21 protein-coding genes are annotated in these 26,125 nt (G+C 69.3%); 19 read left to right on the forward strand and 2 right to left on the reverse strand.

Annotation, left to right across the window (positions count from 1 at the left end):
* Positions 1-33 precede the first annotated feature (33 nt).
* The 4 genes from tig (at position 34) to clpX (ending at position 4,671) form a co-directional block, all read left to right on the forward strand.
* Positions 34-1,428 carry a trigger factor gene (gene tig / locus ACFZDE_RS07165; RefSeq protein ID WP_391198179.1) on the forward strand — a complete coding sequence of 465 codons (1,395 nt, stop codon included), beginning with the start codon at positions 34-36 and terminating at the stop codon, positions 1,426-1,428.
* 353 nt (positions 1,429-1,781) lie between these two features.
* A complete protein-coding gene (locus ACFZDE_RS07170) occupies positions 1,782-2,387 on the forward strand; it encodes an ATP-dependent Clp protease proteolytic subunit (protein WP_030818448.1) in 606 nt (201 codons plus the stop codon).
* Between the two features lie 109 nt (positions 2,388-2,496).
* Positions 2,497-3,204: an ATP-dependent Clp protease proteolytic subunit gene (locus ACFZDE_RS07175; protein ID WP_031107154.1), complete on the forward strand. Its 708-nt coding sequence runs from the start codon at positions 2,497-2,499 to the stop codon at positions 3,202-3,204.
* A 180-nt stretch (positions 3,205-3,384) separates the two neighbouring features.
* The gene (gene clpX / locus ACFZDE_RS07180; protein WP_031114127.1) at positions 3,385-4,671 is read left to right on the forward strand and encodes an ATP-dependent Clp protease ATP-binding subunit ClpX; all 1,287 of its coding nucleotides are present in this window, start codon (positions 3,385-3,387) and stop codon (positions 4,669-4,671) included.
* Positions 4,672-5,455: 784 nt separating this feature from the next.
* On the opposite strand, the gene ACFZDE_RS07185 is transcribed toward clpX, so the two are convergent.
* A complete protein-coding gene (locus tag ACFZDE_RS07185) occupies positions 5,456-6,427 on the reverse strand; it encodes a hypothetical protein (protein ID WP_391198182.1) in 972 nt (323 codons plus the stop codon).
* Positions 6,428-6,565: 138 nt separating this feature from the next.
* Between ACFZDE_RS07185 and ACFZDE_RS07190 the strand changes: the two genes are divergently transcribed.
* From ACFZDE_RS07190 to ACFZDE_RS07240, 11 genes are all read left to right on the forward strand, one after another.
* Positions 6,566-9,190 carry a valine--tRNA ligase gene (locus tag ACFZDE_RS07190; RefSeq protein ID WP_391198185.1) on the forward strand — a complete coding sequence of 875 codons (2,625 nt, stop codon included), beginning with the start codon at positions 6,566-6,568 and terminating at the stop codon, positions 9,188-9,190.
* Between the two features lie 168 nt (positions 9,191-9,358).
* On the forward strand, positions 9,359-10,882 hold the full coding sequence (locus ACFZDE_RS07195) for a glutamate ligase domain-containing protein (RefSeq protein WP_391006098.1): 1,524 nt from the start codon (positions 9,359-9,361) through the stop codon (positions 10,880-10,882).
* Between the two features lie 5 nt (positions 10,883-10,887).
* Entirely contained in the window at positions 10,888-11,256 is a 369-nt protein-coding gene (locus ACFZDE_RS07200; RefSeq protein ID WP_391006100.1) for a DUF4233 domain-containing protein, read from the forward strand.
* 65 nt (positions 11,257-11,321) lie between these two features.
* Positions 11,322-11,735 (forward strand): nucleoside-diphosphate kinase, encoded by a 414-nt coding sequence (gene ndk / locus ACFZDE_RS07205; RefSeq protein ID WP_030836243.1) that lies wholly within the window; start codon positions 11,322-11,324, stop codon positions 11,733-11,735.
* A 275-nt stretch (positions 11,736-12,010) separates the two neighbouring features.
* A complete protein-coding gene (locus ACFZDE_RS07210) occupies positions 12,011-13,030 on the forward strand; it encodes a rod shape-determining protein (protein WP_004001297.1) in 1,020 nt (339 codons plus the stop codon).
* Positions 13,031-13,174: 144 nt separating this feature from the next.
* Positions 13,175-14,122 carry a rod shape-determining protein MreC gene (gene mreC / locus ACFZDE_RS07215; protein WP_391006105.1) on the forward strand — a complete coding sequence of 316 codons (948 nt, stop codon included), beginning with the start codon at positions 13,175-13,177 and terminating at the stop codon, positions 14,120-14,122.
* A 13-nt stretch (positions 14,123-14,135) separates the two neighbouring features.
* The gene (mreD, locus tag ACFZDE_RS07220) at positions 14,136-14,810 is read left to right on the forward strand and encodes a rod shape-determining protein MreD (RefSeq protein ID WP_391006108.1); all 675 of its coding nucleotides are present in this window, start codon (positions 14,136-14,138) and stop codon (positions 14,808-14,810) included.
* A 148-nt stretch (positions 14,811-14,958) separates the two neighbouring features.
* Positions 14,959-17,202, forward strand: a complete 2,244-nt coding sequence (mrdA, locus tag ACFZDE_RS07225; protein WP_391198187.1) for a penicillin-binding protein 2 — start codon at positions 14,959-14,961, stop codon at positions 17,200-17,202.
* Entirely contained in the window at positions 17,199-18,401 is a 1,203-nt protein-coding gene (gene rodA, locus ACFZDE_RS07230) for a rod shape-determining protein RodA (RefSeq protein ID WP_388317994.1), read from the forward strand. The genes mrdA and rodA overlap by 4 nt, the downstream gene beginning before the upstream one ends.
* A gap of 80 nt (positions 18,402-18,481) precedes the next feature.
* Positions 18,482-19,987, forward strand: coding sequence for a CHAD domain-containing protein (locus tag ACFZDE_RS07235; protein WP_391198189.1), 1,506 nt, complete (start codon positions 18,482-18,484; stop codon positions 19,985-19,987).
* Between the two features lie 87 nt (positions 19,988-20,074).
* Positions 20,075-22,039 (forward strand): TIGR03960 family B12-binding radical SAM protein, encoded by a 1,965-nt coding sequence (locus ACFZDE_RS07240; protein WP_391198192.1) that lies wholly within the window; start codon positions 20,075-20,077, stop codon positions 22,037-22,039.
* Positions 22,040-22,187: 148 nt separating this feature from the next.
* Here the strand turns inward: ACFZDE_RS07240 and ACFZDE_RS07245 are convergent, their stop codons facing one another.
* Positions 22,188-22,877, reverse strand: coding sequence for an ANTAR domain-containing protein (locus ACFZDE_RS07245; RefSeq protein ID WP_391198194.1), 690 nt, complete (start codon positions 22,875-22,877; stop codon positions 22,188-22,190).
* A gap of 148 nt (positions 22,878-23,025) precedes the next feature.
* Between ACFZDE_RS07245 and ACFZDE_RS07250 the strand changes: the two genes are divergently transcribed.
* The 4 genes from ACFZDE_RS07250 (at position 23,026) to ACFZDE_RS07265 (ending at position 25,958) form a co-directional block, all read left to right on the forward strand.
* A complete protein-coding gene (locus ACFZDE_RS07250) occupies positions 23,026-23,523 on the forward strand; it encodes a DUF2975 domain-containing protein (protein WP_390996734.1) in 498 nt (165 codons plus the stop codon).
* Positions 23,523-23,801, forward strand: a complete 279-nt coding sequence (locus ACFZDE_RS07255) for a helix-turn-helix domain-containing protein (RefSeq protein ID WP_391198197.1) — start codon at positions 23,523-23,525, stop codon at positions 23,799-23,801. The genes ACFZDE_RS07250 and ACFZDE_RS07255 overlap by 1 nt, the downstream gene beginning before the upstream one ends.
* 120 nt (positions 23,802-23,921) lie before the next feature.
* A complete protein-coding gene (locus tag ACFZDE_RS07260; protein WP_391198907.1) occupies positions 23,922-25,127 on the forward strand; it encodes a hypothetical protein in 1,206 nt (401 codons plus the stop codon).
* Positions 25,128-25,175: 48 nt separating this feature from the next.
* A complete protein-coding gene (locus tag ACFZDE_RS07265) occupies positions 25,176-25,958 on the forward strand; it encodes a TIGR03936 family radical SAM-associated protein (RefSeq protein ID WP_390996739.1) in 783 nt (260 codons plus the stop codon).
* Positions 25,959-26,125 lie beyond the last annotated feature (167 nt).

Here is a 26,125-nt window from a genome sequence, read left to right on the forward strand (position 1 = left end):
AAACCAAGAAGTCAGCCACAAGGAGACCGAACCGTGAAGAGCGCCGTGGAGACCCTGAACCCGACCCGGGTTCGGCTGACTGTCGAGGTGCCCTTCGAGGAGCTCAAGGACAGCCTCGACGCGGCGTACAAGAAGATCAACCAGCAGGTCACGGTGAAGGGCTTCCGCAAGGGCAAGATCCCTGCCCGTGTCATCGACCAGCGGTTCGGCCGCGGTGCGGTCCTGGAGGAGGCGGTCAACGACGCGCTCCCGAAGTTCTACACCGACGCGGTCAACGAGGCCGAGCTCAGCGTGCTGGGCCAGCCCGAGGTCGACATCACGGAGCTGAAGGACGGCGAGACGCTGAACTTCACCGCCGAGGTCGACATCCGTCCCTCCATCGAGATCCCGGACTTCTCCGGCATCGAGGTCGAGGTCGACGCGGTCGAGGTCACCGACGAGGACGTCGACAAGGCCGTCGAGGAGCTGCGCGAGCGCTTCGCCTCCACCGCCCCGGTCGAGCGTGCCGCCGAGGACGGCGACGTCGTGACGATCGACCTGCAGGCCAAGGTCGAGGGTGAGGTCCTGGAGGACGGGGTCGCCGACGGCGTCTCCTACACCATCGGCTCCGGCGAGCTGCTCGACGGCATCGACGACGCCGTGAAGGGCGTGGAGGCCGGTGGCGAGGCCACCTTCACCTCCGAGCTCAAGGGCGGCTCCGCGGCCGGCAAGGAGGCCGAGGTCACCGTCAAGGTCACCCAGGTCGCCAAGCGTGAACTGCCCGAGCTGGACGACGAGTTCGCGCAGCTCGCCTCCGAGTTCGACACCATCGAGGAGCTCCGCGCGGACAGCCGCAAGCGCCTCGAGAACATGAAGCAGTACGACCAGGCCACGCAGGCCCAGGAGCGCGTCCTGGAGAAGCTGCTCGAGCTGGTCGAGGTCCCGGTCCCCGAGAAGCTGCTCGAGGACGAGATCAACACCCGCAAGCACAACCTCGAGCACCACCAGCTCGGCCAGATGGGCCTCGACCTCGCGAAGTACCTGGAGATCCAGGGCAAGACCGAGGAGGAGTTCGACGCCGAGACCAAGGAAGCCGCGGTCAAGGGCATCAAGACGCAGTTCGTCCTCGACGAGCTCGTCAAGCAGGAGAAGCTGAACGTCAACCAGGAGGAGCTCACCGAGCACCTCATGCGCCGTGCGGCCTCCTCCGGCATGTCCCCCGACCAGTTCGCCCAGGCGGTCGTCGAGGGCGGTCAGGTTCCGCTCCTGGTCGGCGAGGTCGCCCGCGGCAAGGCCCTGGCCGTCGTGGTCGAGAAGGCCACCGTCAAGGACACCAACGGCGAGATCGTCGACCTCGACGACGAGGACGACGAGACCGAGTCCGCCGAGACGGCGTCCGCCGAGGCCGAGGCCACGGAGGCCCCCGCCGAGGAGAAGACCGAGGGCTGAGCCCCGGTCGCGTGAGTTCGTGAGAAGGCCCTGGGGCACGCCCCAGGGCCTTCTTGCCACCCTGGGGGCAGCGCCCCTCAGGGGCGCGGGGAACTGCGCGCCAAGCCCCCACCGGCTCGCAGCCCGGCGATTCCCGCACCACCCACGACGAGACCGCACGGCCCCCCTGGCGGAGCCCACCGCGCTACGCCCCCGGCGAACACTCCCATCTCCGGGATTCCCCGAAGGGACCCGCGCGTTAGGGTCCATGAATACGAGGGCAGTGGAGTCCCCGAACGGCTCCTAGCCCCTAGGGAAACGTGAGACGGCCCGGCGCCGTCGTAAGACGAGCAGGTGGATACGTGACGAATCTGATGCCCTCAGCCGCCGGCGAGCCTTCCATCGGTGGTGGCCTTGGCGACCAGGTCTACAACCGGCTGCTCAACGAGCGGATCATCTTCCTCGGCCAGCCGGTCGACGACGACATCGCGAACAAGATCACCGCGCAGCTGCTGCTCCTTGCCGCCGATCCGGACAAGGACATCTACCTGTACATCAACAGCCCCGGCGGTTCCATCACGGCCGGCATGGCGATCTACGACACCATGCAGTTCATCAAGAACGACGTGGTCACCATCGCCATGGGCCTCGCCGCCTCGATGGGCCAGTTCCTGCTCAGCGCCGGCACCCCTGGCAAGCGCTTCGCGCTGCCGAACGCCGAGATCCTGATCCACCAGCCCTCCGCCGGCCTCGCCGGTTCGGCCTCGGACATCAAGATCCACGCCGAGCGGCTGCTGCACACCAAGAAGCGCATGGCCGAGCTGACCTCGCAGCACACCGGCCAGTCGGTCGAGCAGATCACCCGCGACTCGGACCGCGACCGCTGGTTCGACGCCTTCGAGGCCAAGGAGTACGGCCTCATCGACGACGTCATCCCCACGGCCGCCGGCATGCCGGGCGGCGGCGGCACCGGGGCCTGAGCGGTCCCCACGGGGCCTGTGGCGCCCCGTGAGGCCCACGGAGCCCTTCGTGGCCCCAGCGACCCCAGACAGCCCCAGCCGACCGCCTCAGCCCTTTTCAGGAGACACCGTGAACCAGTTCCCCGGCAGTGGGATCTACGACCGTATGCACGCCGTGCAGGACATGAGCGCCTCGCAGGGCCGCTACACCGGCCCGCAGGCCGAGTCCCGCTACGTCATTCCGCGCTTCGTCGAGCGCACCTCCCAGGGCATCCGCGAGTACGACCCGTACGCGAAGCTCTTCGAGGAGCGCGTGATCTTCCTCGGCGTCCAGATCGACGACGCCTCCGCCAACGACGTCATGGCGCAGCTGCTGTGCCTGGAGTCGATGGACCCCGACCGTGACATCTCGGTCTACATCAACAGCCCCGGCGGTTCCTTCACGGCGCTCACCGCGATCTACGACACGATGCAGTACGTGAAGCCGGACATCCAGACGGTCTGCATGGGCCAGGCCGCCTCCGCCGCCGCCGTCCTGCTGGCCGCCGGTACGCCGGGCAAGCGCATGGCCCTGCCGAACGCGCGCGTGCTGATCCACCAGCCGTACAGCGAGACCGGCCGCGGTCAGGTCTCCGACCTGGAGATCGCCGCGAACGAGATCCTCCGGATGCGCTCGCAGCTGGAGGAGATGCTGGCCAAGCACTCCACCACGCCGGTCGAGAAGATCCGCGAGGACATCGAGCGCGACAAGATCCTCACGGCCGAGGACGCGCTGAGCTACGGCCTGATCGACCAGATCATCACCACCCGGAAGATGGACAACTCGAGCCTGCGCTGAGGCGAGAGGCTGTAACGTCTGCCGCCCCTTGGCACGGTTTGGCTCGGTTCACGTCAAAGCGAACCGCGCCAAGGGGGGCCCGAACGGGGGGCCCGGCAAGGTACCGTCGGACATAAGGCAGCACCAGGAGTCCGCTGGACGCGACGTCCAGGAGTCTCCCAGGCGAAGGGGAAGCACACCGTGGCACGCATCGGTGACGGCGGCGATCTGCTCAAGTGCTCGTTCTGCGGCAAGAGCCAGAAGCAGGTCAAGAAGCTCATCGCAGGGCCCGGTGTGTACATCTGCGACGAGTGCATCGACCTCTGCAACGAGATCATCGAGGAAGAGCTCGCGGAGACCAGCGAGGTCCGCTGGGAGGAACTCCCGAAGCCCCGCGAGATCTACGAGTTCCTCGAGGGCTACGTGGTCGGCCAGGAGGCCGCCAAGAAGGCCCTCTCCGTAGCGGTGTACAACCACTACAAGCGAGTCCAGGCCGGCGAGAACGGCGGGGCGAACGGCCGTGACGACGCCATCGAGTTGGCGAAGTCCAACATCCTGCTCCTCGGCCCCACGGGCTCCGGCAAGACCCTCCTCGCGCAGACCCTCGCGCGCATGCTGAACGTCCCCTTCGCGATCGCCGACGCCACGGCGCTCACGGAGGCCGGTTACGTCGGCGAGGACGTCGAGAACATCCTGCTCAAGCTGATCCAGGCGGCCGACTACGACGTCAAGAAGGCCGAGACCGGGATCATCTACATCGACGAGATCGACAAGGTCGCGAGGAAGAGTGAGAACCCCTCGATCACGCGCGACGTCTCGGGCGAGGGTGTCCAGCAGGCCCTGCTGAAGATCCTGGAGGGCACCACGGCCTCGGTCCCGCCGCAGGGTGGCCGTAAGCACCCCCACCAGGAGTTCATCCAGATCGACACGACGAACGTGCTGTTCATCGTGGGCGGTGCCTTCGCCGGTCTCGAGAAGATCATCGAAGCCCGCGCGGGTGCCAAGGGCATCGGCTTCGGCGCGCAGATCCGCTCCAAGCGCGAGATGGAGTCCAAGGACCAGTTCCAGGAGGTCATGCCGGAGGACCTGGTCAAGTTCGGCATGATCCCCGAGTTCATCGGCCGCCTCCCGGTCATCACCTCGGTCCACAACCTCGACCGCGAGGCCCTGCTCCAGATCCTCGTCGAGCCGCGCAACGCGCTCGTCAAGCAGTACCAGCGCCTCTTCGAACTCGACGGCGTCGAGCTGGACTTCGAGCGCGAGGCCCTGGAAGCCATCGCCGACCAGGCCATCCTCCGCCAGACCGGCGCCCGAGGCCTGCGCGCCATCATGGAGGAGGTCCTCCAGGGCGTGATGTACGAGGTCCCGTCCCGCAAGGACGTGGCCCGGGTCGTCATCACGGCGGACGTCGTCCAGTCCAACGTCAACCCGACCCTTATCCCGCGGGACGCGCGGGGGCGGGGGCCGGGGGAGCAGAAGACGGCGTAGTACCTGCGTCTGCTGCCTGGTGGGCTCGGATTGGCGCCACAGCCGCCTTGGCGAGGGCCGCCAGGACGGCGTAAGCAGAGGGGATGTCTGACCGGTTGATACCCGGTCAGACATCCCCTCTGTTTACGCCGTGTCCGTTTGGATGCAACGGATGGTTAGCCCGTTGTCCGGCCCGCTAGCTCCACCACTGATTCTCTCCTTGGGATGTCACGCAACCCTCGACCATGGTGTCGCCCTCGAACACCGCCACCTGGACCCGGGCCTTTCGGATGCCTCCTGAGTCCGTCGCCGAGCTTCCCCAGCTTTCAGAGGTCCCGGAACCAGCGTAGAGGTGCCGCCAGGGCCAGGCGTGGTCCGTTCCGTTGCTCCTCCGAGTGACCAGCCTTACCGCTACGTGGTGCCCATCTGCTCTGAGGTCTTGGACCTGCAGAGTCAGTGGATCGAGTTTGGTCCTACTCGCGTAATTCCACTTTCCTGACCCGCTCGCCCCAGCTAGGGCGCCGCCGGTCCAGCAGGCGTCCTCGTAGTTGGCGGCTGCTGCGGGACTCGCTGCGACGGGTATGACAAGTGATGCTACGGATGCAGCTATGAGCAAGGAATAACGCTTGTGCATGATTCCCCCACTTCGTTACCTGGATTGGTGTGGTCATGCCGACAGGGCTGATATTAATGGGGGATCTATCGTGGGCCGTACCGCAGGTCGCGCTGTTGTGCTTCGACAGGCCCGGGCGGCCTGATATGACAAAGCCCCGGCTGTATGGCCGGGGCTGATCAATGGCGCGGTTCAAGCCTTGACGCGGATCTCCGGGCGGATCTTGGTGGTTATGTCGATCGCGGTGTCCTTGCTGGTCTCATGAGTGGCTTCACGCGACGAGACCACGGCGATCGTGCTGTAGTCGGCCCAGGCGCAGAACCAGTTGGTCTGCTCCTTCTTGGTCACAGGGTCCGGCCCCTTGGTCGCTTGGCACTTCATGACCGCGCCGTCGAGGTCCGCCTCCTCCGGATCGCCGAGCAGCTCGGTCTTGTTGCCGCTGCTGCCGGCGGAGTCCTTCTCGGCCGACTTCTTGAAGTTGGCGAAGAACGTGTCCAAGGCCGCCTCGGGGTCGGAGATCTCGCCGTAGACGCCGAAATAGGAGGCGCTCTTGGCCGTCGCCATCTGGGCTGCGGACGACGGGTCCGTGGGGTCGTACTTGGTGGGATCCACCGTCGAGTAGGTGGCCAGCACCGACGTGCCGTCCTTGACGCCGCTCTTCTCCAGCTCCTTGGTGGAGTCGTCGCCGGCGGTCGCCCCGTCCTTGGTGATGCGGTTGTACTCGCTCATCACCTTCGCCGGAGTCGCCAGCTTGTGCGGACCGTCGTCCTCCAGGGCGCCCGCGCCGCCGCCCCCGCCGATTACGAAGTACGCGCCGACGCCGATCGCCGCCACGACCGCGACCGCGCCGATGACGATGCCGGTCTTCTTCTTGCCGCCGCCCGGCGCGGGCGGCTGGGGCACGCCGTACGGGGCCTGGCCGTAGGGCGGCTGCGGCTGCTGGCCGTACGGGGGCTGCTGGCCGTAGGGCGCCTGCTGGGGCGGGACGACGCCCTGCGGGGGCTGCTGCGGGTAGCCGTAGCCGGGCTGGGGCGGAGGGGCCTGCTGGGGGTAGCCGTAGCCGGGCTGGGGCGCCTGCGGCGGCTGGCCGTACGGGCCCGGCTGGCCGTACGGACCGGGCTGCTGGGGCTGCCCGCCGTACGGGCCCGGCTGGTTGTAACTCATGTTCTGGGTTCCCCTCCAGATGCTTATGTGTTCCGGACATCCTGGCGCAGACCCGCCGTGTGCATGGCATCGGGGGCCCCACCGTTACAAACGAAACGCGTTTCGGGACCGGTCGGTGACACCTCTAAACTGACCCCCGTGACCGAGAACGCTCAGCAGCAGCCACCAGCGCCCAGCACCGACCTGCCGACCCAGTACGCGCCGGCCGACGTAGAGGGGCCGCTGTACGAGCGCTGGGTAGAGCGGGGTTACTTCGAGGCGGACGCCAAGAGCGACAAGCCGCCGTACACCATCGTCATCCCGCCGCCGAACGTCACGGGCAGCCTGCACCTGGGGCACGCTTTCCAGCACACCCTCATGGACGCCCTCACGCGCCGCAAGCGCATGCAGGGGTACGAGGCGCTGTGGCTGCCCGGCATGGACCACGCCGGTATCGCGACGCAGAACAAGGTCGAGCAGCAGCTCGCCGAGGAGGGCAAGTCCCGACACGACCTGGGGCGCGAGGAGTTCGTCGAGCGCGTCTGGCAGTGGAAGGAGGAGTACGGCGGCCGGATCCTCGGCCAGATGCGCCGCCTCGGTGACGGCGTCGACTGGAGCCGTGAGCGCTTCACGATGGACGAAGGCCTCTCCAAGGCCGTCCTCACCATCTTCAAGCGGCTCTACGACGACGAGCTGATCTACCGCGCCGAGCGCATCATCAACTGGTGCCCCCGCTGTCTGACGGCCATCTCGGACATCGAGGTGGAGTACCAGGAGGACGCGGGCGAGTTGGTCTCCATCCGCTACGGCGAGGGCGAGGACAGCGTCGTCGTCGCGACCACGCGCGCGGAGACGATGCTCGGTGACACGGCCGTCGCCGTCCATCCCGACGACGAGCGGTACCGGCACCTCATCGGCAGGCAGATCAAGCTTCCGCTGACCGACCGCACCATCCCGGTCGTCGCGGACGCCCACGTCGACCCCGCGTTCGGCACCGGAGCCGTCAAGGTGACCCCGGCGCACGACCCGAACGACTTCGAGATCGGTCGCCGCCACGACCTGCCGTCCCTGACGATCATGGACGAGCACGGCGTGATCACGGTGCACGGTCCCTTCATCGGTCTGGACCGCTTCGAGGCCCGCTCGGCCGTCGTCGGCGCCCTCAAGGAGCAGGGCCGCATCGTCGCCGAGAAGCGCCCGTACATGCACTCCGTCGGTCACTGCTCGCGCTGCAAGACCACGGTGGAGCCGCGCCTTTCCATGCAGTGGTGGGTCAAGGTCGGCCCGCTGGCCAAGGCGGCCGGTGACGCGGTCCGCGACGGGCGCGTCAAGATCCACCCCGAGGACATGTCGAAGCGCTACTTCGACTGGGTCGACAACATGCACGACTGGTGCATCTCGCGCCAGCTGTGGTGGGGCCACCGCATCCCGATCTGGTACGGCCCGGACGGCGAGGTCGTCTGCGTCGGCCCCGACGACGAGCCGCCCACCGGCGAGGGCTGGACCCAGGACTCGGACGTCCTGGACACCTGGTTCTCCTCCGGCCTGTGGCCGTTCTCCACGCTCGGCTGGCCGGAGCAGACCCCGGACCTCGAAAAGTTCTACGCGACCGACGTCCTGCTCACGGGCCACGACATCATCTTCTTCTGGGTCGCCCGGATGATGATGTTCGGCCTCTACGCCATGGACGGCGAAGCACCCTTCCACACCATCGCGCTGACCGGCCTGGTCCGCGACGAGTTCGGCAAGAAGATGTCGAAGTCGAACCCCAACGCCGTGGACCCGCTGGTCTGGATGGACGCCTACGGCTCCGACGCCGTCCGCTTCACCCTCGCCAACGGCGCCAACCCGGGCGCGGACGTGCCGATCGGCGAGGACTGGGTCAAGGCCTCCCGGAACTTCACCAACAAGATCTGGAACGCCACCCGCTTCGCCCTGATGAACGGCGCCACGATCGAGGGCCCGCTGCCGGACACCTCCGAGATGTCCGCGGTGGACCGCTGGATTCTCTCGCGCCTGAACACCACGGTCGCCCAGGTCGACGCGTTCTACGACGACTACCAGTTCGCGAAGCTCGCCGACGCGCTCTACCACTTCGCGTGGGACGAGGTCTTCGACTGGTACGTCGAGCTGTCCAAGACCACGTTCTTCGCGGGCGGCGAGCCGGCCAGGGTCTCCGGGCGGGTCCTCGGCGAGGTCCTGGACGTGATGCTGCGGCTGCTCCACCCGGTCATCCCGTTCGTCACGGACGCCCTGTGGACCACGCTGACCGGCGGCGAATCCCTGGTGATCGGCGACTGGCCCAAGGACTCCGGGTTCCGTGACAAGGCCGCCGAGCAGGAGATCGAGCTGGTCCAGCGGGTCATCACGGAGGTCCGCCGGTTCCGCAAGGACCAGGGCCTGAAGGACGGCCAGAAGGTTCCGGCCCGCCTGGAGCTGACCGGCACCGCCCTGGCCCCCCACGAAGCCGCCATCCGCCAGCTGCTCCGCCTCCAGCCCGAGGGGGACGCCTTCACCGCCACGGCCACCCTCCCGGTCGCGGGCGCCGAGGTCGCTCTCGACCTGTCCGGCACGATCGACGTGGCGGCCGAGCGCAAGCGCCTCGCGAAGGACCTCGCCGCTGCCGAGAAGGAGAAGGCCCAGGCCAACGCCAAGCTCGGCAACGAAGCGTTCCTCGCGAAGGCCCCCGACCACGTCGTCGACAAGATCCGCACCCGCCTCGCCAAGGCGGAGGAGGACATCACCCGCATCCAGACCCAGCTGGAGCGCCTGCCGCAGGCGTAAGGGTTCGTACGGTCGTGGAGGCCCCGGTGCTGTCAGGCACCGGGGCCTCCACGTACCTGCATTTCAGGGGCGGGGGGAACTGCGCGACAAGCCACGACGAACCGGCACACACACGACGACACAAGCCACCCCCGACCGATGTCACCCCCGCTCCGTAGACTGGGCCCCGTGAGCGAGCTCCCTCCAGACCACAACGCCGACGACCAGCCCGACCCCCTCGACCCCTTCGACGAGATCATCGCGGAGGAAACCACCCGCGACCCCGACCTCGCCGTCATCGAAGCCGGCAGCCGCACCCTGCGCACCCAGGGCGGCCCGCCCGACGCCGACATCCCCACGCGCCCCGCCGACCCCGAGGTCGACAAGGCCCTGCGCGAGGTCGAGACCGAGCTCGCCACCCGGTGGGGCGAGACCAAGCTGGAGCCCTCCGTCAGCCGTATCGCCGCGCTGATGGACGTACTGGGGGAGCCGCAGCGGTCGTACCCGTCGATCCACCTCACGGGGACGAACGGCAAGACCTCCACCGCGCGCATGATCGAGGCCCTGCTCGGCGCCTTCGAGCTGCGCACCGGCCGCTACACCTCGCCCCACGTGCAGTCGATCACCGAGCGCATCAGCCTCGACGGGGCTCCCATCGCGCCCGAGCGGTTCATCGAGACGTACCAGGACATCAAGCCGTACGTGGAGATGGTCGACGCCTCCCAGGAGTACCGGCTGTCCTTCTTCGAGGTGCTCACCGGCATGGCGTACGCGGCGTTCGCCGACGCCCCCGCCGACGTGGCCGTCGTCGAGGTCGGCATGGGCGGCTCCTGGGACGCGACGAACGTGATCGACGGGGACGTCGCCGTCGTCACGCCCATAGACCTCGACCACACCGACCGGCTCGGCACCACGCACGCCGAGATCGCCACGGAGAAGGCCGGCATCATCAAGCAGGGTGCGACGGTCATCATGGCGCAGCAGCCGGTCGACGCGGCGCAGGTGCTGCTGAAGAAGGCCGTCGAGGTGGACGCGACCGTGGCCCGGGAGGGGCTGGAGTTCGGCGTCGTCGAGCGGCAGGTGGCCGTCGGCGGACAGCTGGTGACGCTGCGCGGGCTGGGCGGCGAGTACCCCGAGGTGTATCTGCCGCTGCACGGCGCGCACCAGGCGCACAACGCGGCCGTCGCGCTCGCCGCCGTCGAGGCGTTCTTCGGTGTCGGCGCCCAGCGGGCCGACGCGCTGGACCTGGACACGGTCCGCAAGGCCTTCGCCGCCGTCGCCTCGCCGGGCCGGCTGGAGGTCGTGCGCCGGTCGCCGACGGTGGTGCTGGACGCCGCCCACAACCCGGCCGGTGCCCGGGCGGCCGCCGAGGCGATCGGGGAGGCGTTCCAGTTCAGCCGTCTCATCGGCGTGGTCGGCGCGAGCGGCGACAAGAACGTCCGGGGGCTGCTGGAGGCCTTCGAGCCGGTGTTCGCCGAGGTCGTGATCACGCAGAACTCCAGCCACCGCGCGATGGACGCCGACGAGCTCGCCGCTATCGCCGTGGAGGTGTTCGGCGAGGAGCGCGTCCAGGTCGAGCCGCGGCTGCCCGACGCCCTTGAGGCCGCCATCACGCTGGCCGAGGAGGAGGGCGAGTTCTCCGGCGGCGGTGTGCTCGTCACCGGTTCCGTCATCACCGTCGGCGAGGCCCGACTGCTCCTGGGGAGAGGCTGAGTCCCGTGCGCACGCTCTGTTCTTCGACCCTGATCGGCGAGTTCTTCGTCATCGGGTTCGCCGGTCTGGTCGCCATGAAGGACCCCGACCTGTCCATGACGACCGTGTGGACGGTCAGCGGCGTCGCGATGTTCCTGTGCCTGGTGCTGTGCGGCCTGGTGACGCGCCCGGGCGGAGTGGCCCTCGGCTGGGCGCTGCAGATCGCGCTCATCGCGTCGGGGTTCATCGTGCCGACCATGTACTTCCTGGGGGCGATCTTCGCGGCCCTGTGGTGGGCGTCGGTGCACTACGGCCGGAAGGTCGACGAGGCGAAGGCGAGATTCGCCGCCCAGGCGGACTCCCGGGCGGGTTCCTCCACACCTGACGCTGCGTGACAGTCGCCCCGACACGCCGGGTAATCTCGTCCCACCGCTAAACCTTTACGTACTAGGAGCCCGTAGTGAGCCAGCGCACCCTCGTCCTCCTCAAGCCCGACGCCGTCCGTCGAGGCCTGACCGGCGAGATCATCAGCCGCATCGAGCGCAAGGCGGGCTGGACGATCACCGCGCTGGAGCTGCGCACCCTGGACCAGGACACGCTGGAGCAGCACTACGGCGAGCACAAGGGCAAGCCCTTCTACGAGCCGCTGGTGGACTTCATGGCCTCCGGCCCGGTCGTGGCGCTGATCGTCGAGGGTGAGCGGGTCATCGAGGGCGTGCGCGCGCTCGCCGGCCCCACCGACCCGATCGCCGCGGCGCCCGGCTCCATCCGCGGTGACTACGGCGTCATCGTCCGGGAGAACCTGATCCACGCCTCCGACTCCGAGGAGTCCGCCGAGCGCGAGGTGAAGATTTTCTTCCCCGGCCGGGCGTAGCGTCCGCACCTCACCAGCACATACCGCGGGTCCGGGGGCCGCGGCCCCCGGACTTTGCGGCATATGCGTGGCGATCGAGGGAACGATGGTCCCCGAACGCCCGTCTCCAGAAGCGAATGCGGACGGCATCTGCTGACAATGGCGGAGACCCTCCCGCAGTGTTCGCGAAGGCGCGTCTACGATGGAAGCCTTCACGTCACAGCACCCACCTTTGCCTACCTGAAAAGCCCTCAAAAGCCAGTGGGAAGGCCAGACGAATCCTGATGGGGAACTCAATGTCGTTCATCGGCCGTGACATGGCTGTCGACCTCGGGACCGCCAACACGCTGGTGTACGTCAGGGGTCGCGGGATCGTACTCAACGAGCCGTCCGTCGTCGCGATCAACACCAACACCGGTGGCATCCTCGCGGTCGGCGCCGAAGCGAAGAAGATGATCGGGCGCACGCCCGGCAACATCGTTGCCGTGCGTCCGCTGAAGGACGGCGTGATCGCCGACTTCGAGATCACCGAGCGGATGCTCCGCTACTTCATCCTGAAGATCCACAAGCGGCGGTATCTGGCTCGTCCGCGGGTCGTCGTCTGTGTGCCCTCGGGCATCACCGGCGTCGAGCGCCGCGCCGTCATCGAGGCGTCGTCCCAGGCCGGCGCCCGTCAGGTGCACATCATCGAGGAGCCCATGGCCGCGGCCATCGGCTCCGGCCTGCCGGTCCACGAGGCCACGGGCAACATGGTGGTCGACATCGGCGGCGGCACCACGGAGGTCGCGGTCATCTCCCTCGGCGGCATCGTCACCGCACAGTCCATCCGTGTCGCGGGCGACGAACTGGACAACGCGATCATCCAGCACATCAAGAAGGAGTACTCCCTCCTGCTGGGTGAGCGCACGGCCGAGCAGATCAAGATCACGATCGGTTCGGCGTACGACCTCGACTCCGACGAGCACACCGAAATCCGCGGCCGGGACCTCGTCTCCGGCCTGCCGAAGACCGTCGTCATCTCCGCCGCCGAAGTCCGCAAGGCGATCGAGGAGCCGGTCAACGCGATCGTCGACGCCGTCAAGACGACCCTCGACAAGTGCCCGCCGGAGCTGTCCGGCGACATCATGGACCGGGGAATCGTTCTGACCGGCGGTGGGGCGCTGCTCAGGGGCCTGGACGAGCGGTTGCGCCGGGAGACCGGTATGCCGATCCACATCGCCGAGGACCCGCTGGACAGCGTGGCGCTCGGATCCGGAAAGTGCGTCGAGGAGTTCGAGGCGCTCCAGCAGGTGCTGGACGCCCAGCCGCGCAGATGACATAACTCTTCGATTCCGCCGTACGGGACGATCTCCTCTCGTGCGGCGGATCGTTGATATAGAGGCATAAGCTCCCACAAAGCAGCCCCTCGGGTTTCCCTGGGGCTTCCCGAATTCCTATGAGGAAGGGCACGGCCGCCGCACGTGAGGGACACACGAGAGAGCCGGCTGCTCCTGGTGCTGCTGATCGCCATCGCGTTCGCGTTGATCACGGTGGACATCCGTGGCGGGGAGGACTCGCCCGTCGACGGTGCCCGGCAGGGTGCCGCGGCGGTCTTCGGCCCGATCGAGAGCGGCGTCTCGGCCGCGGTCGACCCGGTCGGCAACGCGGTCTCCGCCATCCGCGACTCCGGTGAACGGCACGACCGGCTCGCCGTGCTGGAGACGGAGAACGCGGCCCTGAAGGCGCGCCTGGGCAGCGACGACCGCAGCCGCAGCCGACTCAAGCAGCTCGACAAGATGCTGAAGATCGCCGGTCAGGGCCAGTACGGCATCAAGGGCGCCCAGGTCATCGCCATCGGAGCCGCGCAGGGCTTCTCCTGGACCATCACCGTCGACGTCGGCGCCAACGACGGCATCAAACGCGACATGACCGTCCTGAACGGGGAGGGGCTCGTCGGCCGGGTCACCACCGTCGGCCCCAACACCGCCACCGTCCTGCTCGCCAGCGACCCCGACTTCACGGTCGGCACCCGGATGGAGTCCGGCGACGAGCTCGGCTTCGCCTCCGGTCAGGGCGACCGCCCGCTGCGCGTCGAACTCCTCAACGGCAAGGCCGAGGTGAAGAAGGGCGACCGCCTGGTCACCTTCGGCTCGCAGGCCGACCGGCCGTTCGTGCCCGGCGTGCCCGTCGGCGTGGTCTCCCGCGTCGACCCCTCCGGCGGCGGCCTGACCCGCACCCTCTACGTCACGCCGTACGTCGGCTTCACCAAGCTCGACATCGTCGGAATCGTCGTCGAGGCCCCGAAGAAGGACCCGCGTGACACCGTCCTCCCGCCCAAACCCAAGCCGACCCCCAGGCCGACGGTGACGGTGACCGTGACGCCGTCCGCCGAGGCACCCGTGGACGGCCAGAACCAGCAAGAGCAGTAGGAGCTGTCACCCCATGCGCGTCAACCGGATCCTGCTCTCCTCCGCCCTGGTCGTCGTCGCCCTGGTGATCCAGGTGAGCGTCCTCGCCCGCCTCCATCTGCCGGGCGCCGTGCCCGACCTGCTGCTGCTCACCGTGCTGGGCCTCGCGCTGGTGTACGGGCACGTGGGCGGGGCGCTCGTCGGGTTCGGCGCGGGCCTGCTCGCCGACCTGGCCCCGCCCGCCGACCACGCCGCCGGGCGCTACGCCCTCGTGCTGTGCGTCATCGGCTACCTCGCGGGCCTGGTGAAGCCCGAGACCGGCCAGCTGAAGTCCGCCACCGGCCCCATGGTCGTGGTGGTCGCCGCCGCGGTCGGCTCCACCCTGCTGTACGCCGGGGTCGGCGCCCTCGTCGGCGACACCGCCGCCCGCCACGTCGGCCTCGGCAGCCTGCTGTTCACGGCCGCGCTGTACGACCTGCTGCTCGCCCCGTTCGTCGTGCCGGGGGTGATGGCCCTGGCCCGGCGCGCCGAGAACGATCCGCTCGCCGAGTCGACCTCGGCCGCCGCGAAGGCCACGGACATCTCCACGGGCTGGCTCTCCGGCGGCACCGGACTGAAGATCGGCAGCCAGCGCAACGGACTGCGGGTGAAGGCGGCCCGGGCGCGCATGGCACGCGCGGGGCGCATCAAGGGGGTCAAGCGGCTGTGAGCTCAGGGAAGTTCACCCGAACGGGCCGGTCCGGTAGGAACGCCGGCTCGGGGGCCCGTCGTTCATCACTCGTACCCGCACATCCGTGCCCGCAGGCACGGCCGCACCCGCACACCCGTACGCGCACCGAGAGGAGGAGGCAGCCGCAGTGACCAACATTCCCGAGACCGGCAGGAACTCACGGGTCCAGATCCGGCTCGTCGTCATCCAGGTCCTCGTCCTCTCCCTCCTGCTCACCCTCGGCGGACGCCTGTGGTATCTCCAGATCCGTGAGGGCGCCGCCTACGCCAAGGAGGCCTCGGGCAACCACGTCCAGCAGGTCGTCCAGCCGGCCGTCCGAGGCTCGATCCTCGACGCGCGGGGCGTGGCCATCGCGGACAACGAGACCCGGCTGGTGGTCTCCGCCTCCCGCACCGACCTGCTGAAGATGAAGGACGACGGCAAGGAAGTCCTCACCAAGCTCGCCGGGGTCCTGGGCATGACGCCCAAGGAAGTCCAGATGAAGGTCCGGCTGTGCGACGCCGAGACCCCGCAGCCCTGCTGGAACGGCTCGCCGTACCAGCCCATCCCCATCACCGACGAGGCCACCCCCAAGCAGGCCCTGCAGATCCGCGAGCGCGCCGAGGACTTCCCCGGCATCACCGCCGAGCCGGAAGCCGTGCGCCGCTACCCGAGCCCGGGCAAGGCCAACACCGCCCAGGTCCTCGGCTACCTCTCCCCGGTCACCGACGAGGAGATCAAGAAGGCGCAGAACACCAACTCGCCCTATCTGCGCTCCGACCAGGTCGGCCGCTCGGGCCTGGAGCGCCAGTACGACAAGGCCCTGCGCGGCAAGGCCGGCGTCACCCGCTACGAGGTGGACAACCTCGGCCGGGTCATCGGCCAGGCCGAGGCCGACCCGGCCCACCCCGGTGACAACCTCGTCACCAGCATCGACTCCCGGGTCCAGCGCATCGCCGAGTACCAGCTCAACGAGGCGATGAAGGAAGCCCGCAAGCAGCACGACCGCAACACCGGCACCAACTACAAGGCCGACTCCGGGGCCGTCGTGGTGATGGAGGCCAAGACCGGCCGCGTCGTCGCCATGGCCTCGAACCCCACCTACGACCCCAACGCCTGGGTGGGCGGCATCTCCGCCAAGGACTACAACCGCCTCACCGGCAAGAGCTCCAACTACCCGCTGCTCAACCGCGCCATCCAGGGCCAGTCGGCCCCCGGCTCCATCTTCAAGGTCATCCCGACGGCAGCCGCAGTCAACGCCGGGTACTCCTTCGACGGCCCCTACAACTGCTCCAGCTCGTACTCGATCGGCGGCCAGGTCTTCAAGAACTTCGAGTCCCAGAGCCACGGCCCCATCAGCCTCGGCCGCGCCCTGGAAGTCTCCTGCGACACCGTCTTCTACGCCCTCTCCCACGAGGAGTGGAAGCGCGACGGCGGCACCAAGCCGAAGAAGAAGCCCAACGACTGGTTCTACAAGACCGCCCACCAGTTCGGCCTCGGCAAGGAGACCGGCATCGACCTCCCCAACGAGGTCACCGGCCGCGTCCCCGACCGCCAGTGGAAGCTGGACTACTGGAAGGCCAACAAGGACGCCTGGTGCCGCACCGGCAAGCGGGGCGGCAGCTACGCCGAGAAGATCGCCTACGAGAACTGCCTCGAAGGCAACCGCATGCGCGCCGGTGACTCCGTCAACTACTCCATCGGCCAGGGCGACACGCTCGTCACGCCCATCCAGATGGCCACCATCTACGCCGCCATCTCCAACGGCGGCACCCTCTACGACCCCTCCGTGGGCAAGGCCGTCATCAGCGCCGACGGCAAGACGGTCACGCCGATCAAGCCCAAGTCGCACGGCAAGCTGCCGATGACGCAGAAGACGCGCGACGAGATAGACGAAGCCCTCGCGGGAGTCGCCACCCGCGGTACGGCCGCCTGGAGGTTCGGCGGCTGGCCGCAGGACAAGATCCCGATGCACGCCAAGACGGGTACGGCGGAGGTCTACGGCAAGCAGACGACCTCCTGGTTCGCCACGTACACCAAGGACTACTCGATCGTCATGACGATCTCCCAGGGTGGTACGGGCTCCGGCGCCTCGGGCCCCGCCGTCCGCAACATCTACAACGCGCTGTACGGCGTCTCCGAGGACGGCGCCATCGACCAGAAGAAGGCCCTGCTGCCCACCCCGCAGAAGACCCTGCCGAAGGTCAAGACGGACGGCACCATCACCTCCCCGAAGGTCCCCAAGGACCCGGCCAAGGACCAGAAGGCCGACAAGAAGGACCCGAACGCCCCGGCGGACCCACTCCAGCCGGCCACATCGGCCCCGCCGTCACCCGAGAACCGTGACACCCGAAGGCGGCGCCGCCGGGGAAGCCGGAGGTGCGCGGCATGACCGGCGGAGTGAACAGCTTCCAGGTCTCCGGGTACGGGCCCGAGCGCTCCGGCTGGACACGGCTGCTGGCCCGTGACTCGGTGGCGCGGCGGCTCGACTGGCCCATCCTGCTGTCCGCGGTGGCCCTGTCGCTGCTCGGCACGCTCCTGGTCTACTCGGCGACCCGCAACCGCACCGAACTGAACCAGGGCGACCCGTACTACTTCCTCGTCCGCCACCTGCTGAACACCGGCATCGGCCTCGTCCTGATGGCCGGCACGATCTGGCTCGGCCACCGCGCCCTGCGCACGGCCGTCCCGGTCCTGTACGGCTTCTCGCTGCTGCTGATCCTGCTGGTGCTCACCCCGCTCGGCTCCACGATCAACGGCGCCCACTCCTGGATCAAGCTGCCCGGCGGTTTCTCGCTCCAGCCCTCGGAGTTCGTCAAGGTCACGATCATCCTGGGCATGGCGATGCTGCTGGCGGCCCGGGTCGACGCCGGTGACAAGCAGTACCCCGACCACCGCACGGTCGTGCAGGCGCTCGGCCTGGCCACCGTGCCGATGCTCATCGTGATGCTGATGCCCGACCTCGGGTCGGTCATGGTGATGGTCATCATCGTGCTCGGCGTGCTGCTGGCCTCTGGGGCGTCCAACCGGTGGGTGTTCGGGCTGCTCGGAGCGGGCACCCTGGGCGCGGTCACCGTCTGGCAGATCGGGATCCTCGACGAGTACCAGATCAACCGCTTCGCCGCGTTCGCCAACCCCGAGCTCGACCCGGCCGGCGTCGGCTACAACACCAACCAGGCCCGCATCGCCATCGGCTCCGGCGGCCTGACCGGCTCCGGCCTCTTCCACGGCTCGCAGACCACCGGCCAGTTCGTGCCCGAGCAGCAGACCGACTTCGTCTTCACCGTGGCGGGGGAGGAGCTGGGCTTCCTCGGCGGCGGCCTGATCATCGTGCTCCTCGGCATCGTCCTGTGGCGGGCCTGCCGCATCGCGCGGGAGACCACGGACCTGTACGGCACGATCGTGGCCGCGGGCATCGTCGCCTGGTTCGCCTTCCAGACGTTCGAGAACGTCGGCATGACCCTCGGCATCATGCCCGTCACGGGCCTGCCGCTGCCGTTCGTGTCCTACGGAGGCTCGTCGATGTTCGCCGTGTGGATAGCGGTGGGGTTGTTGCAGTCGATCCGGGTGCAACGGCCGATGTCGGCGTAGCGGGCGAGCCGGCTCCTCGCACGGGCGGCCGACCGGCCGGGCGACTGCTGTCCCGGCCGGTCAGCCACTAGATTTGGTTCATGGCGGAGACGAAACGCGAGATCGAGCGCAAGTACGAATCCGACGAGAGCGGCCTGCCCGACCTGACCGGAACCGGCGGGATCGCCACCGTGGCCGACGAGGGCGTGGCCCACCTCGACGCCACCTACTACGACACCGGAGACGAGCGCCTCGCCGCGTCCTCGGTCACCCTGCGCCGCCGCACCGGCGGCTCCGACGCCGGCTGGCACCTCAAGTTCCCGATCGCGCCCGACGTCCGTGACGAGATCAGCGCCCCGCTCTCCGACACCCTCCCCGACGAACTCGCCGCGCTGGTCCGCTCCCGCGTCCGCGACAGCGAGCTGCTCCCGGTGGTCCGGCTGCGCTCCGCCCGCGACGTACGTCACCTGCTGGACGCCGGCGGCCGGCTGCTCGCCGAGGTGAGCGTGGACACCGTGCACGCCGAGCGGCTCACCGGACGCGGCGGCGAAGCACGGTGGACCGAGATCGAGGTGGAACTCGCCGACGGGGGAGACCCGGCCCTGCTCGACAAGGTGGAGAAGCGACTGCGTAAGGCGGGCACAAGGCCGTCGGCGTCGTCGTCGAAGCTGGCCCGCGCCCTGGAGGAGACGGCACCGGGCAAGCGGCGCAAGTCCCGGCACGTGCGCCGACCGGTGACCGCCGCAGACCATGTGCTGGCCTATGTGCGCACCCAGCGGGACGCGATCGTCGAACTCGACTCCGCCGTACGCCGGGACGCCGAGGACTCCGTGCACAGCATGCGTGTGGCCACCCGCCGGATGCGCAGCACCTTCAAGACGTTCGGCACCATCCTCGACCGGGCCGTCACCGACCCCGTCGCCGCCGAGCTGAAGTGGCTGGCCGGCGAGCTGGGCCTGGACCGGGACCGCGAGGTGCTGACCGAGCGGCTGGCCGCGGCCGTCGACGAGGTGCCCGAGAGCCTGGTCCGCGGCCCGGTCTCCGCACGCCTGCACTCCTGGTCCAGCGCCGCCCACAGCGGGGCCCGCGGCCGTCTGCTCGGTGTTCTGGACTCCCGCCGCTACCTGGCCCTGCTCGACACCCTCGACGCGCTGATCGCCGACCCACCGCTGCTGGAGGCGGGCGGCAAGGCGCCCCGCAAGCCGATCGCCAAGGCCGTGCGCAAGGACTTCCGCAAGGTGTCCCGGCTGATCGGACGGGCGGCGGACCTTCAGCCCGGCACCGACCGCGACATCGCACTGCACGAGGCCCGCAAGAAGGCCAAGCGCACCCGCTACGCGGCGGAGGCCGCCCAGCCCGTCCTCGGCAAGCCCGCCAAGACCATGGTCGCGTCCATGAAGGCACTGCAGAACCTGCTCGGCGAGCACCAGGACAGCGTCATGGCCCGCCAGGCCCTGCGCGAGCTGTCCGCGGTCGCCCACGCGGCGGGGGAGAACACCTTCACCTACGGCCTCCTGCACGAGCGCGAGGAGCAGCGAGCCCTGCGTGTGGAGGCGGAACTGCCCGGCTTCTGGGACGGGATCAAGGACGGTGCGGCGGCCCTGTGACCTTCCGGCGTACGGAGGCTCCCCGCGATCGCGTTAGTCTGGATGGTCACCCCTGTCAGTTCAGTCCAGCTCACGAAGGTGCGCGACATGCCTGCCGAAGTCGCTGCGTCGGTCTTCCCGCAGCTCGAAGCTCTGCTCCCGCATGTGCAGAAGCCGATCCAGTACGTCGGCGGAGAGCTCAACTCCACGGTCAAGGACTGGGACTCCTGTGACGTCCGCTGGGCGCTCATGTACCCGGACGCCTACGAGGTCGGTCTGCCCAACCAGGGCGTCATGATCCTCTACGAGGTGCTCAACGAGCAGCAGGGCGTCCTCGCCGAGCGCACCTACAGCGTGTGGCCGGACCTCGAGGAGCTCATGCGGGAGCACCACGTCCCGCAGTTCACGGTGGACAGCCACCGGCCGGTGAAGGCCTTCGACGTGTTCGGCCTGTCCTTCTCCACGGAGCTGGGCTACACCAACATGCTCGCCGCCCTCGACCTGGCCGGCATCCCGCTGGAGTCCAAGGACCGGACCGTCGACGACCCGATCGTCCTGGCCGGCGGCCACGCGGCGTTCAACCCCGAGCCGATCGCCGACTTCATCGACTGCGCCGTGATCGGCGACGGCGAGCAGGCCGTCCTGGAGATCACCGCGATCGTCCGCGCCTGGAAGGCCGAGGGCCGCCCCGGCGGCCGCGAGGAGCTGCTGTTCCGCCTGGCGCGGACGGGCGGGGTGTACGTCCCCGGCTTCTACGACGTCGAGTACCTGCCGGACGGCCGGATCGCCCGTGTCGTGCCGAAGCGCAGCGGGGTGCCGTGGCGGGTCTCCAAGCACACCGTCATGGACCTCGACGAGTGGCCGTACCCGAAGCAGCCGCTGGTTCCGCTGGCCGAGACGGTCCATGAGCGCATGTCGGTGGAGATCTTCCGCGGCTGCACCCGAGGCTGCCGCTTCTGCCAGGCCGGCATGATCACCCGCCCGGTGCGCGAGCGCTCCATCACGGGCATCGGCGACATGGTCGAGAAGGGCCTGAAGGCCACGGGCTTCGAAGAGGTCGGCCTGCTGTCCCTCTCCTCCGCCGACCACACGGAGATCGGCGACATCGCCAAGGGCCTCGCCGACCGCTACGAGGACGACAAGATCGGCCTGTCGCTCCCCTCCACCCGCGTGGACGCCTTCAACATCGACCTGGCCAACGAGCTCACCAGGAACGGCCGTCGCTCCGGCCTGACCTTCGCCCCCGAGGGCGGCTCGGAGCGCATCCGCAAGGTCATCAACAAGATGGTCTCGGAAGAGGACCTGATCCGCACGGTCTCGACGGCGTACGGCAACGGCTGGCGCCAGGTGAAGCTGTACTTCATGTGCGGCCTGCCCACCGAGACCGACGACGACGTCCTGCAGATCGCCGACATGGCGACCAAGGTCATCGCCAAGGGCCGTGAGGTCTCCCGCTCCAACGACATCCGCTGCACGGTCTCGATCGGCGGCTTCGTCCCCAAGCCGCACACGCCCTTCCAGTGGGCCCCGCAGCTCTCCGCCGAGGAGACGGACGCCCGTCTGCAGAAGCTGCGGGACAAGATCCGCGGCGACAAGAAGTACGGCCGCTCCATCGGCTTCCGCTACCACGACGGCAAGCCCGGCATCGTCGAGGGCCTGCTGTCCCGCGGCGACCGCCGCATCGGCGCGGTCATCCGCGCGGTCTACGACGACGGCGGCCGCTTCGACGGCTGGCGCGAGCACTTCTCGTACGACCGCTGGATGGCCTGCGCGGACAAGGCGCTGGCCCCCTTCGGCGTCGACGTCGACTGGTACACCACCCGCGAGCGCACCTACGAGGAGGTCCTCCCCTGGGACCACCTCGACTCCGGGCTGGACAAGGACTGGCTCTGGGAGGACTGGCAGGACTCCCTCGACGAGACCGAGGTCGAGGACTGCCGCTGGACGCCGTGCTTCGACTGCGGGGTGTGCCCGCAGATGGACACGGCCATACAAATCGGTCCGACCGGGAAGAAGCTGCTGCCTCTCACGGTCAAGAACGCTGCGCCGGCGCCGAGCGGGCACGCGCACTGAGCGGAGCCGGGCAGGTCCTGGTCGGCAGGCCGGGAGGTGAGAGGTCCGTTCTGTGGGGGACCCGGTCGGCACGCCGGGTTGGTGACGCTCCCCTGGGGGGCCGGCTCGGTCAGGTTCCCCCAGTTCAGAATGTGTGCTGGGGGAGCCGTCAGGTCAGGCGGCCCTCCTCGCACACCCGCCGGGCGACCTCGCGCAGCTTGACGTTCTTGCGCTGCGAGTAGCGGCGCAGCACGTCGAAGGCCTGCTCCTCGGTGACCCGGTGGCTGCCCATGATGATGCCCATGGCCTCGCCGATGACGTGGCGGGTGGCGATGGCCTCTTCCATCTGGGCGTGGCTGCGGGCGCTGGAGAAGGCCACGGCCGCGTGCGAGGCCAGCAGCCAGCCGGCGGTCTCGCTGTCGTCGGTGAAGGACCCCGGCCGGTGCGAGTAGAGGTTGAGTGCGCCGAGATCCTCGTCGTCGGTGTAGAGCAGGAAGCCCATCATGCTGCCCACGCCCAGGTCGAGAGCGCGGGTGGCGTAGGCGGGCCAGCGGGGCTGCTCGGCGGTGAAGTCGGCGATGCGGAACACGCGCTCCCCGGTGCTGCTGCGGGCCGCGTCGAAGCAGGGGCCCTCCATGAGGCGCTCCTGGAGCTGGTCGCTCTCGACGACCAGGTCGTGGGTGGGCGCGAGTGTCTCCACGCGCTTGCCGTGCAGCAGGAGGATGCCGGCCGCGTCGCACCCCGCCACGCGCTGCGTCGCCGCCCGGGTGATGTGCTCCAGCGTGGCGCCGACGGAGTCCTGGGCCAGCAGGTCACGGGCCATGGAGGCCATGTCCCGTGCGAACACGCGCCAGTCCACTGCCGTCCTCCCTCCTGCGTCCGAGCGCCGGGCATGTCTGTCTCCTGCCACGGTGTCACGTGTCGTACACACCGGCCGAGCGTCCCGTTGTTGCGTAACCTATCGAAACTCGATAGATTTCCATCGTGGCTCGATCGAAGGAGTGGTGATGGGGAAGCTGGCCGTGGCGGCGTTGCGCGGGGTGCTGGTGGTGTTGATCGCCGGGTCGCTGTTCGTGCAGGGGGTGATGGTGCCGCTGCTGGCCGTCGACATGAACGGGCTCAAGCCGGAGTACGCGTATCTGCGCACCCCGATCCTCGTGATCTCGGTCCTGGGCGTCGCGACGGCCCAGGTCGTCGTGGTCTGCGTGTGGCGACTGGTGACGATGGTGCGTCGCGGGACGGTGTTCTCCACCGCCGCCTTCCGCTACGTGCACATCGTGATCGGCGCGTTCGTGGCGGCCGCCCTGCTGGTCTTCGCGCTCGCGGTCGTCCTCGCGCCGGGCGAGGCCGTCGCCCCCGGGGTGGTCCTCCTGCTGTGCGGGGTCGTGGTGGCCGTGCTGGGCGTCGCGCTGGTCGTGCTCGTGCTGCGGATGCTGCTCGCGCAGGCCGTCGCTCGCGACGTCGAGGCGGCCCGGATGCGGGCCGAGCTGGAAGAGGTCATCTGATGCCGATCGCCGTCGACATCGACGTGATGCTGGCCAAGCGCAAGATGTCCGTGGGCGAACTGGCGGAACGTGTCGGCATCACCCCCGCCAACCTGGCCGTCCTCAAGAACGGCCGCGCCAAGGCGGTCCGCTTCTCCACCCTCGCCGCGCTGTGCGAGGTGCTGGAGTGCCAGCCGGGGGATCTGCTGCGCTGGGAGGCGGACGGCGTGACGGACGGTGTGACGGATGGGGCGGCGGACGGTGTCGCGGACGGGGCGGCGGATCCTGCCCTGTCCTGATGCGGATCGTCACCATTCGCCGGTCGTATGATCTTGCCGCAGATGAAGGAATCGCGGGAGAACGGGGCGGGGTTGTGCGGTGCGGGATCCGGACGGGCCCCTGAGGGCGTCTACGACGACATGGATCTGGAGAAACGTCCCCGCGGCACCTTCGAGCCCCGGGTCCATCCGGGCGACCAACCCCCCGAGCCGCGGGCCCGGCGGGAGCCGGAGGCGGCCGAGGGGTGCCTCGCCGTCGCGATCCGCATTCCCGTGCGGATCGTCGTGCTCGTCCTCGTCGTCCCCGCGCGCATGCTGTGGGACGTGCTCGTCGTCACCGGGCGGTTCCTGAACGACGCACTGCTGCGGCCGCTCGGCCGGGCGCTGCTGTGGCTCGGCCGGGCGGTGTTCGTCTGGCCGTTCGTGGGGCTGTGGCGCTACGTCGTCGTCCCGGTGGGCAAGGCCCTCGGATGGCTCGGGAACGTCCTGCTCGTCGTGCCTGTGGTCTGGCTCTACCGCCGCGTCCTGACACCGGTGGGGCACGGCCTCGCCTGGATCGCCCGGGGCATCGGGTCGGCCGGCGCCTGGATCGCGGGGGGCGTCGCGGCAGCGCTCGGCTGGGTGTACGCCCAGTTGCTCACCCCTGTCGGGCACGCGGTGGCGTGGGTCCTGAAGGGCATCGGGGCCGGGCTCGCCGCGCTCGGCATCGGCGTCTGGACGGCCGTGGCCTGGCTCGCCAGGTACCTCGTCGTCGTACCGGCCGTCCGGCTGTACACCTGGGTGCTCGCGCCCGTCGGCCGTGCGGTCGCCCGGTGCGGCAAGGGCCTGGTGTGGCTGGTGCGCATGATCGCCACCGGCATCGGCACGGCCCTCTACTGGATCGCCCGCATCCTGCTGGTCCTGCCCGTGCTCGTCCTCTGGCGCTGGATCCTCGCGCCGGTCGGACGCGTCCTCGCCGTCATCGGCCGGGAGGTGTGGGACGCCCTGGGCCACGCCTGGCGCGTCGCCGGGCACATCTCGCTCACCGTGGGGCGCTTCCTCGGCACCCTCCTGCGGTGGATCTTCGTCGAACCGGTGCGGTGGGTGTACCGCAGCGTGCTGACGCCCGTCGGGCACGTCGTGCGGGACACCGTCCTGCGGCCCGCCGCCGAGGCCGCCCGCAGCGTGGGACGGGCCACCCGGCAGGCGCTGGCCGCCGCGGGTGAGTCCGTACGTCAGGCCCGCGCCGAGTTCCGGCGGATGCTCTTCGGCGGGCCGCGTGAGCCGGAGCCGGTCGGCCGGAGGGAACCATCGGGGCGCGAGGCACGTACTCTTGGTAGCAGTACGACCGCTCTCACGAAGGACTGAACGACACTGGGCAAGCGACAGCCCGAAGGCCCGCCGCCCGCACCCGCGGTGCAGCGCATCCGACTGCGCTACACCAAGCGCGGCCGCCTCCGGTTCACCAGCCACCGTGACTTCCAGCGCGCCTTCGAGCGTGCGTTGCGCCGTGCCGAGGTGCCGATGGCCTACTCGGCGGGCTTCACACCGCATCCGAAGGTGTCGTACGCCAATGCCGCACCCACCGGCACCGGCAGCGAGGCGGAGTACCTGGAGATCGCGCTCACCGCACCACGCGACCCGGAGCAGCTCAGGGCCCTCCTCGACGAGTCGCTGCCCACCGGGCTCGACATCACCGAGGCGGTCGAGGCCCGCACCTCGGGGCTCGCCGACCGGCTGACGGCTTCCGTCTGGGAGCTCCGGCTGGACGGAGTGCCGCTCGAGGAGGCCCGCCGCGCGGCGGACGCCTTCAACGCGGCCGAGACCGTCGAGGTCCAGCGCCTCGCCAAGAACGGCGTTCGTACGTTCGACGCCCGTTCCGCGGTCGCGAGCCTGGAGGTCCGCGGTCCGCAGGAAACGCACAGTTCGCAGGCTGATAGGCCGACCGACCAGCCCTGTGCGATACTGCGGCTGGTTGTTCGGCACGTGACGCCTGCCGTACGACCCGACGACGTCCTGTCCGGTCTCCGCGCCGTGGCCGACCTGGCGCCGCCGGTCCCCGCTGCGGTGACCAGGCTGGCGCAGGGGCTGTTCGATGAAGAGACCGGCACGGTGACCGACCCGCTCGCGCCCGACCGCGAGGCAGTCGAGGCCCACTCAACGGCCGAACCGACTGCCGCCGCGACGGCGTCGGCGTAAGGAAGGTCCCGCGTAGGGACGTACGTCGTAGCGCCGCCCTCGGACTCGGGAGCCACCTGGGTCGGGCAGCGCACCGACCACAAGACTTTCGCCAGGCCGTACGCATTCGGCGTACGGAACCGGCGAGACAGGACACAGAGAGCTCCCGTGCGGCGCCCGCGCCCCGG

Source organism: Streptomyces sp. NPDC007929 (genome assembly GCF_042959065.1).
GTDB lineage: Bacteria > Actinomycetota > Actinomycetes > Streptomycetales > Streptomycetaceae > Streptomyces.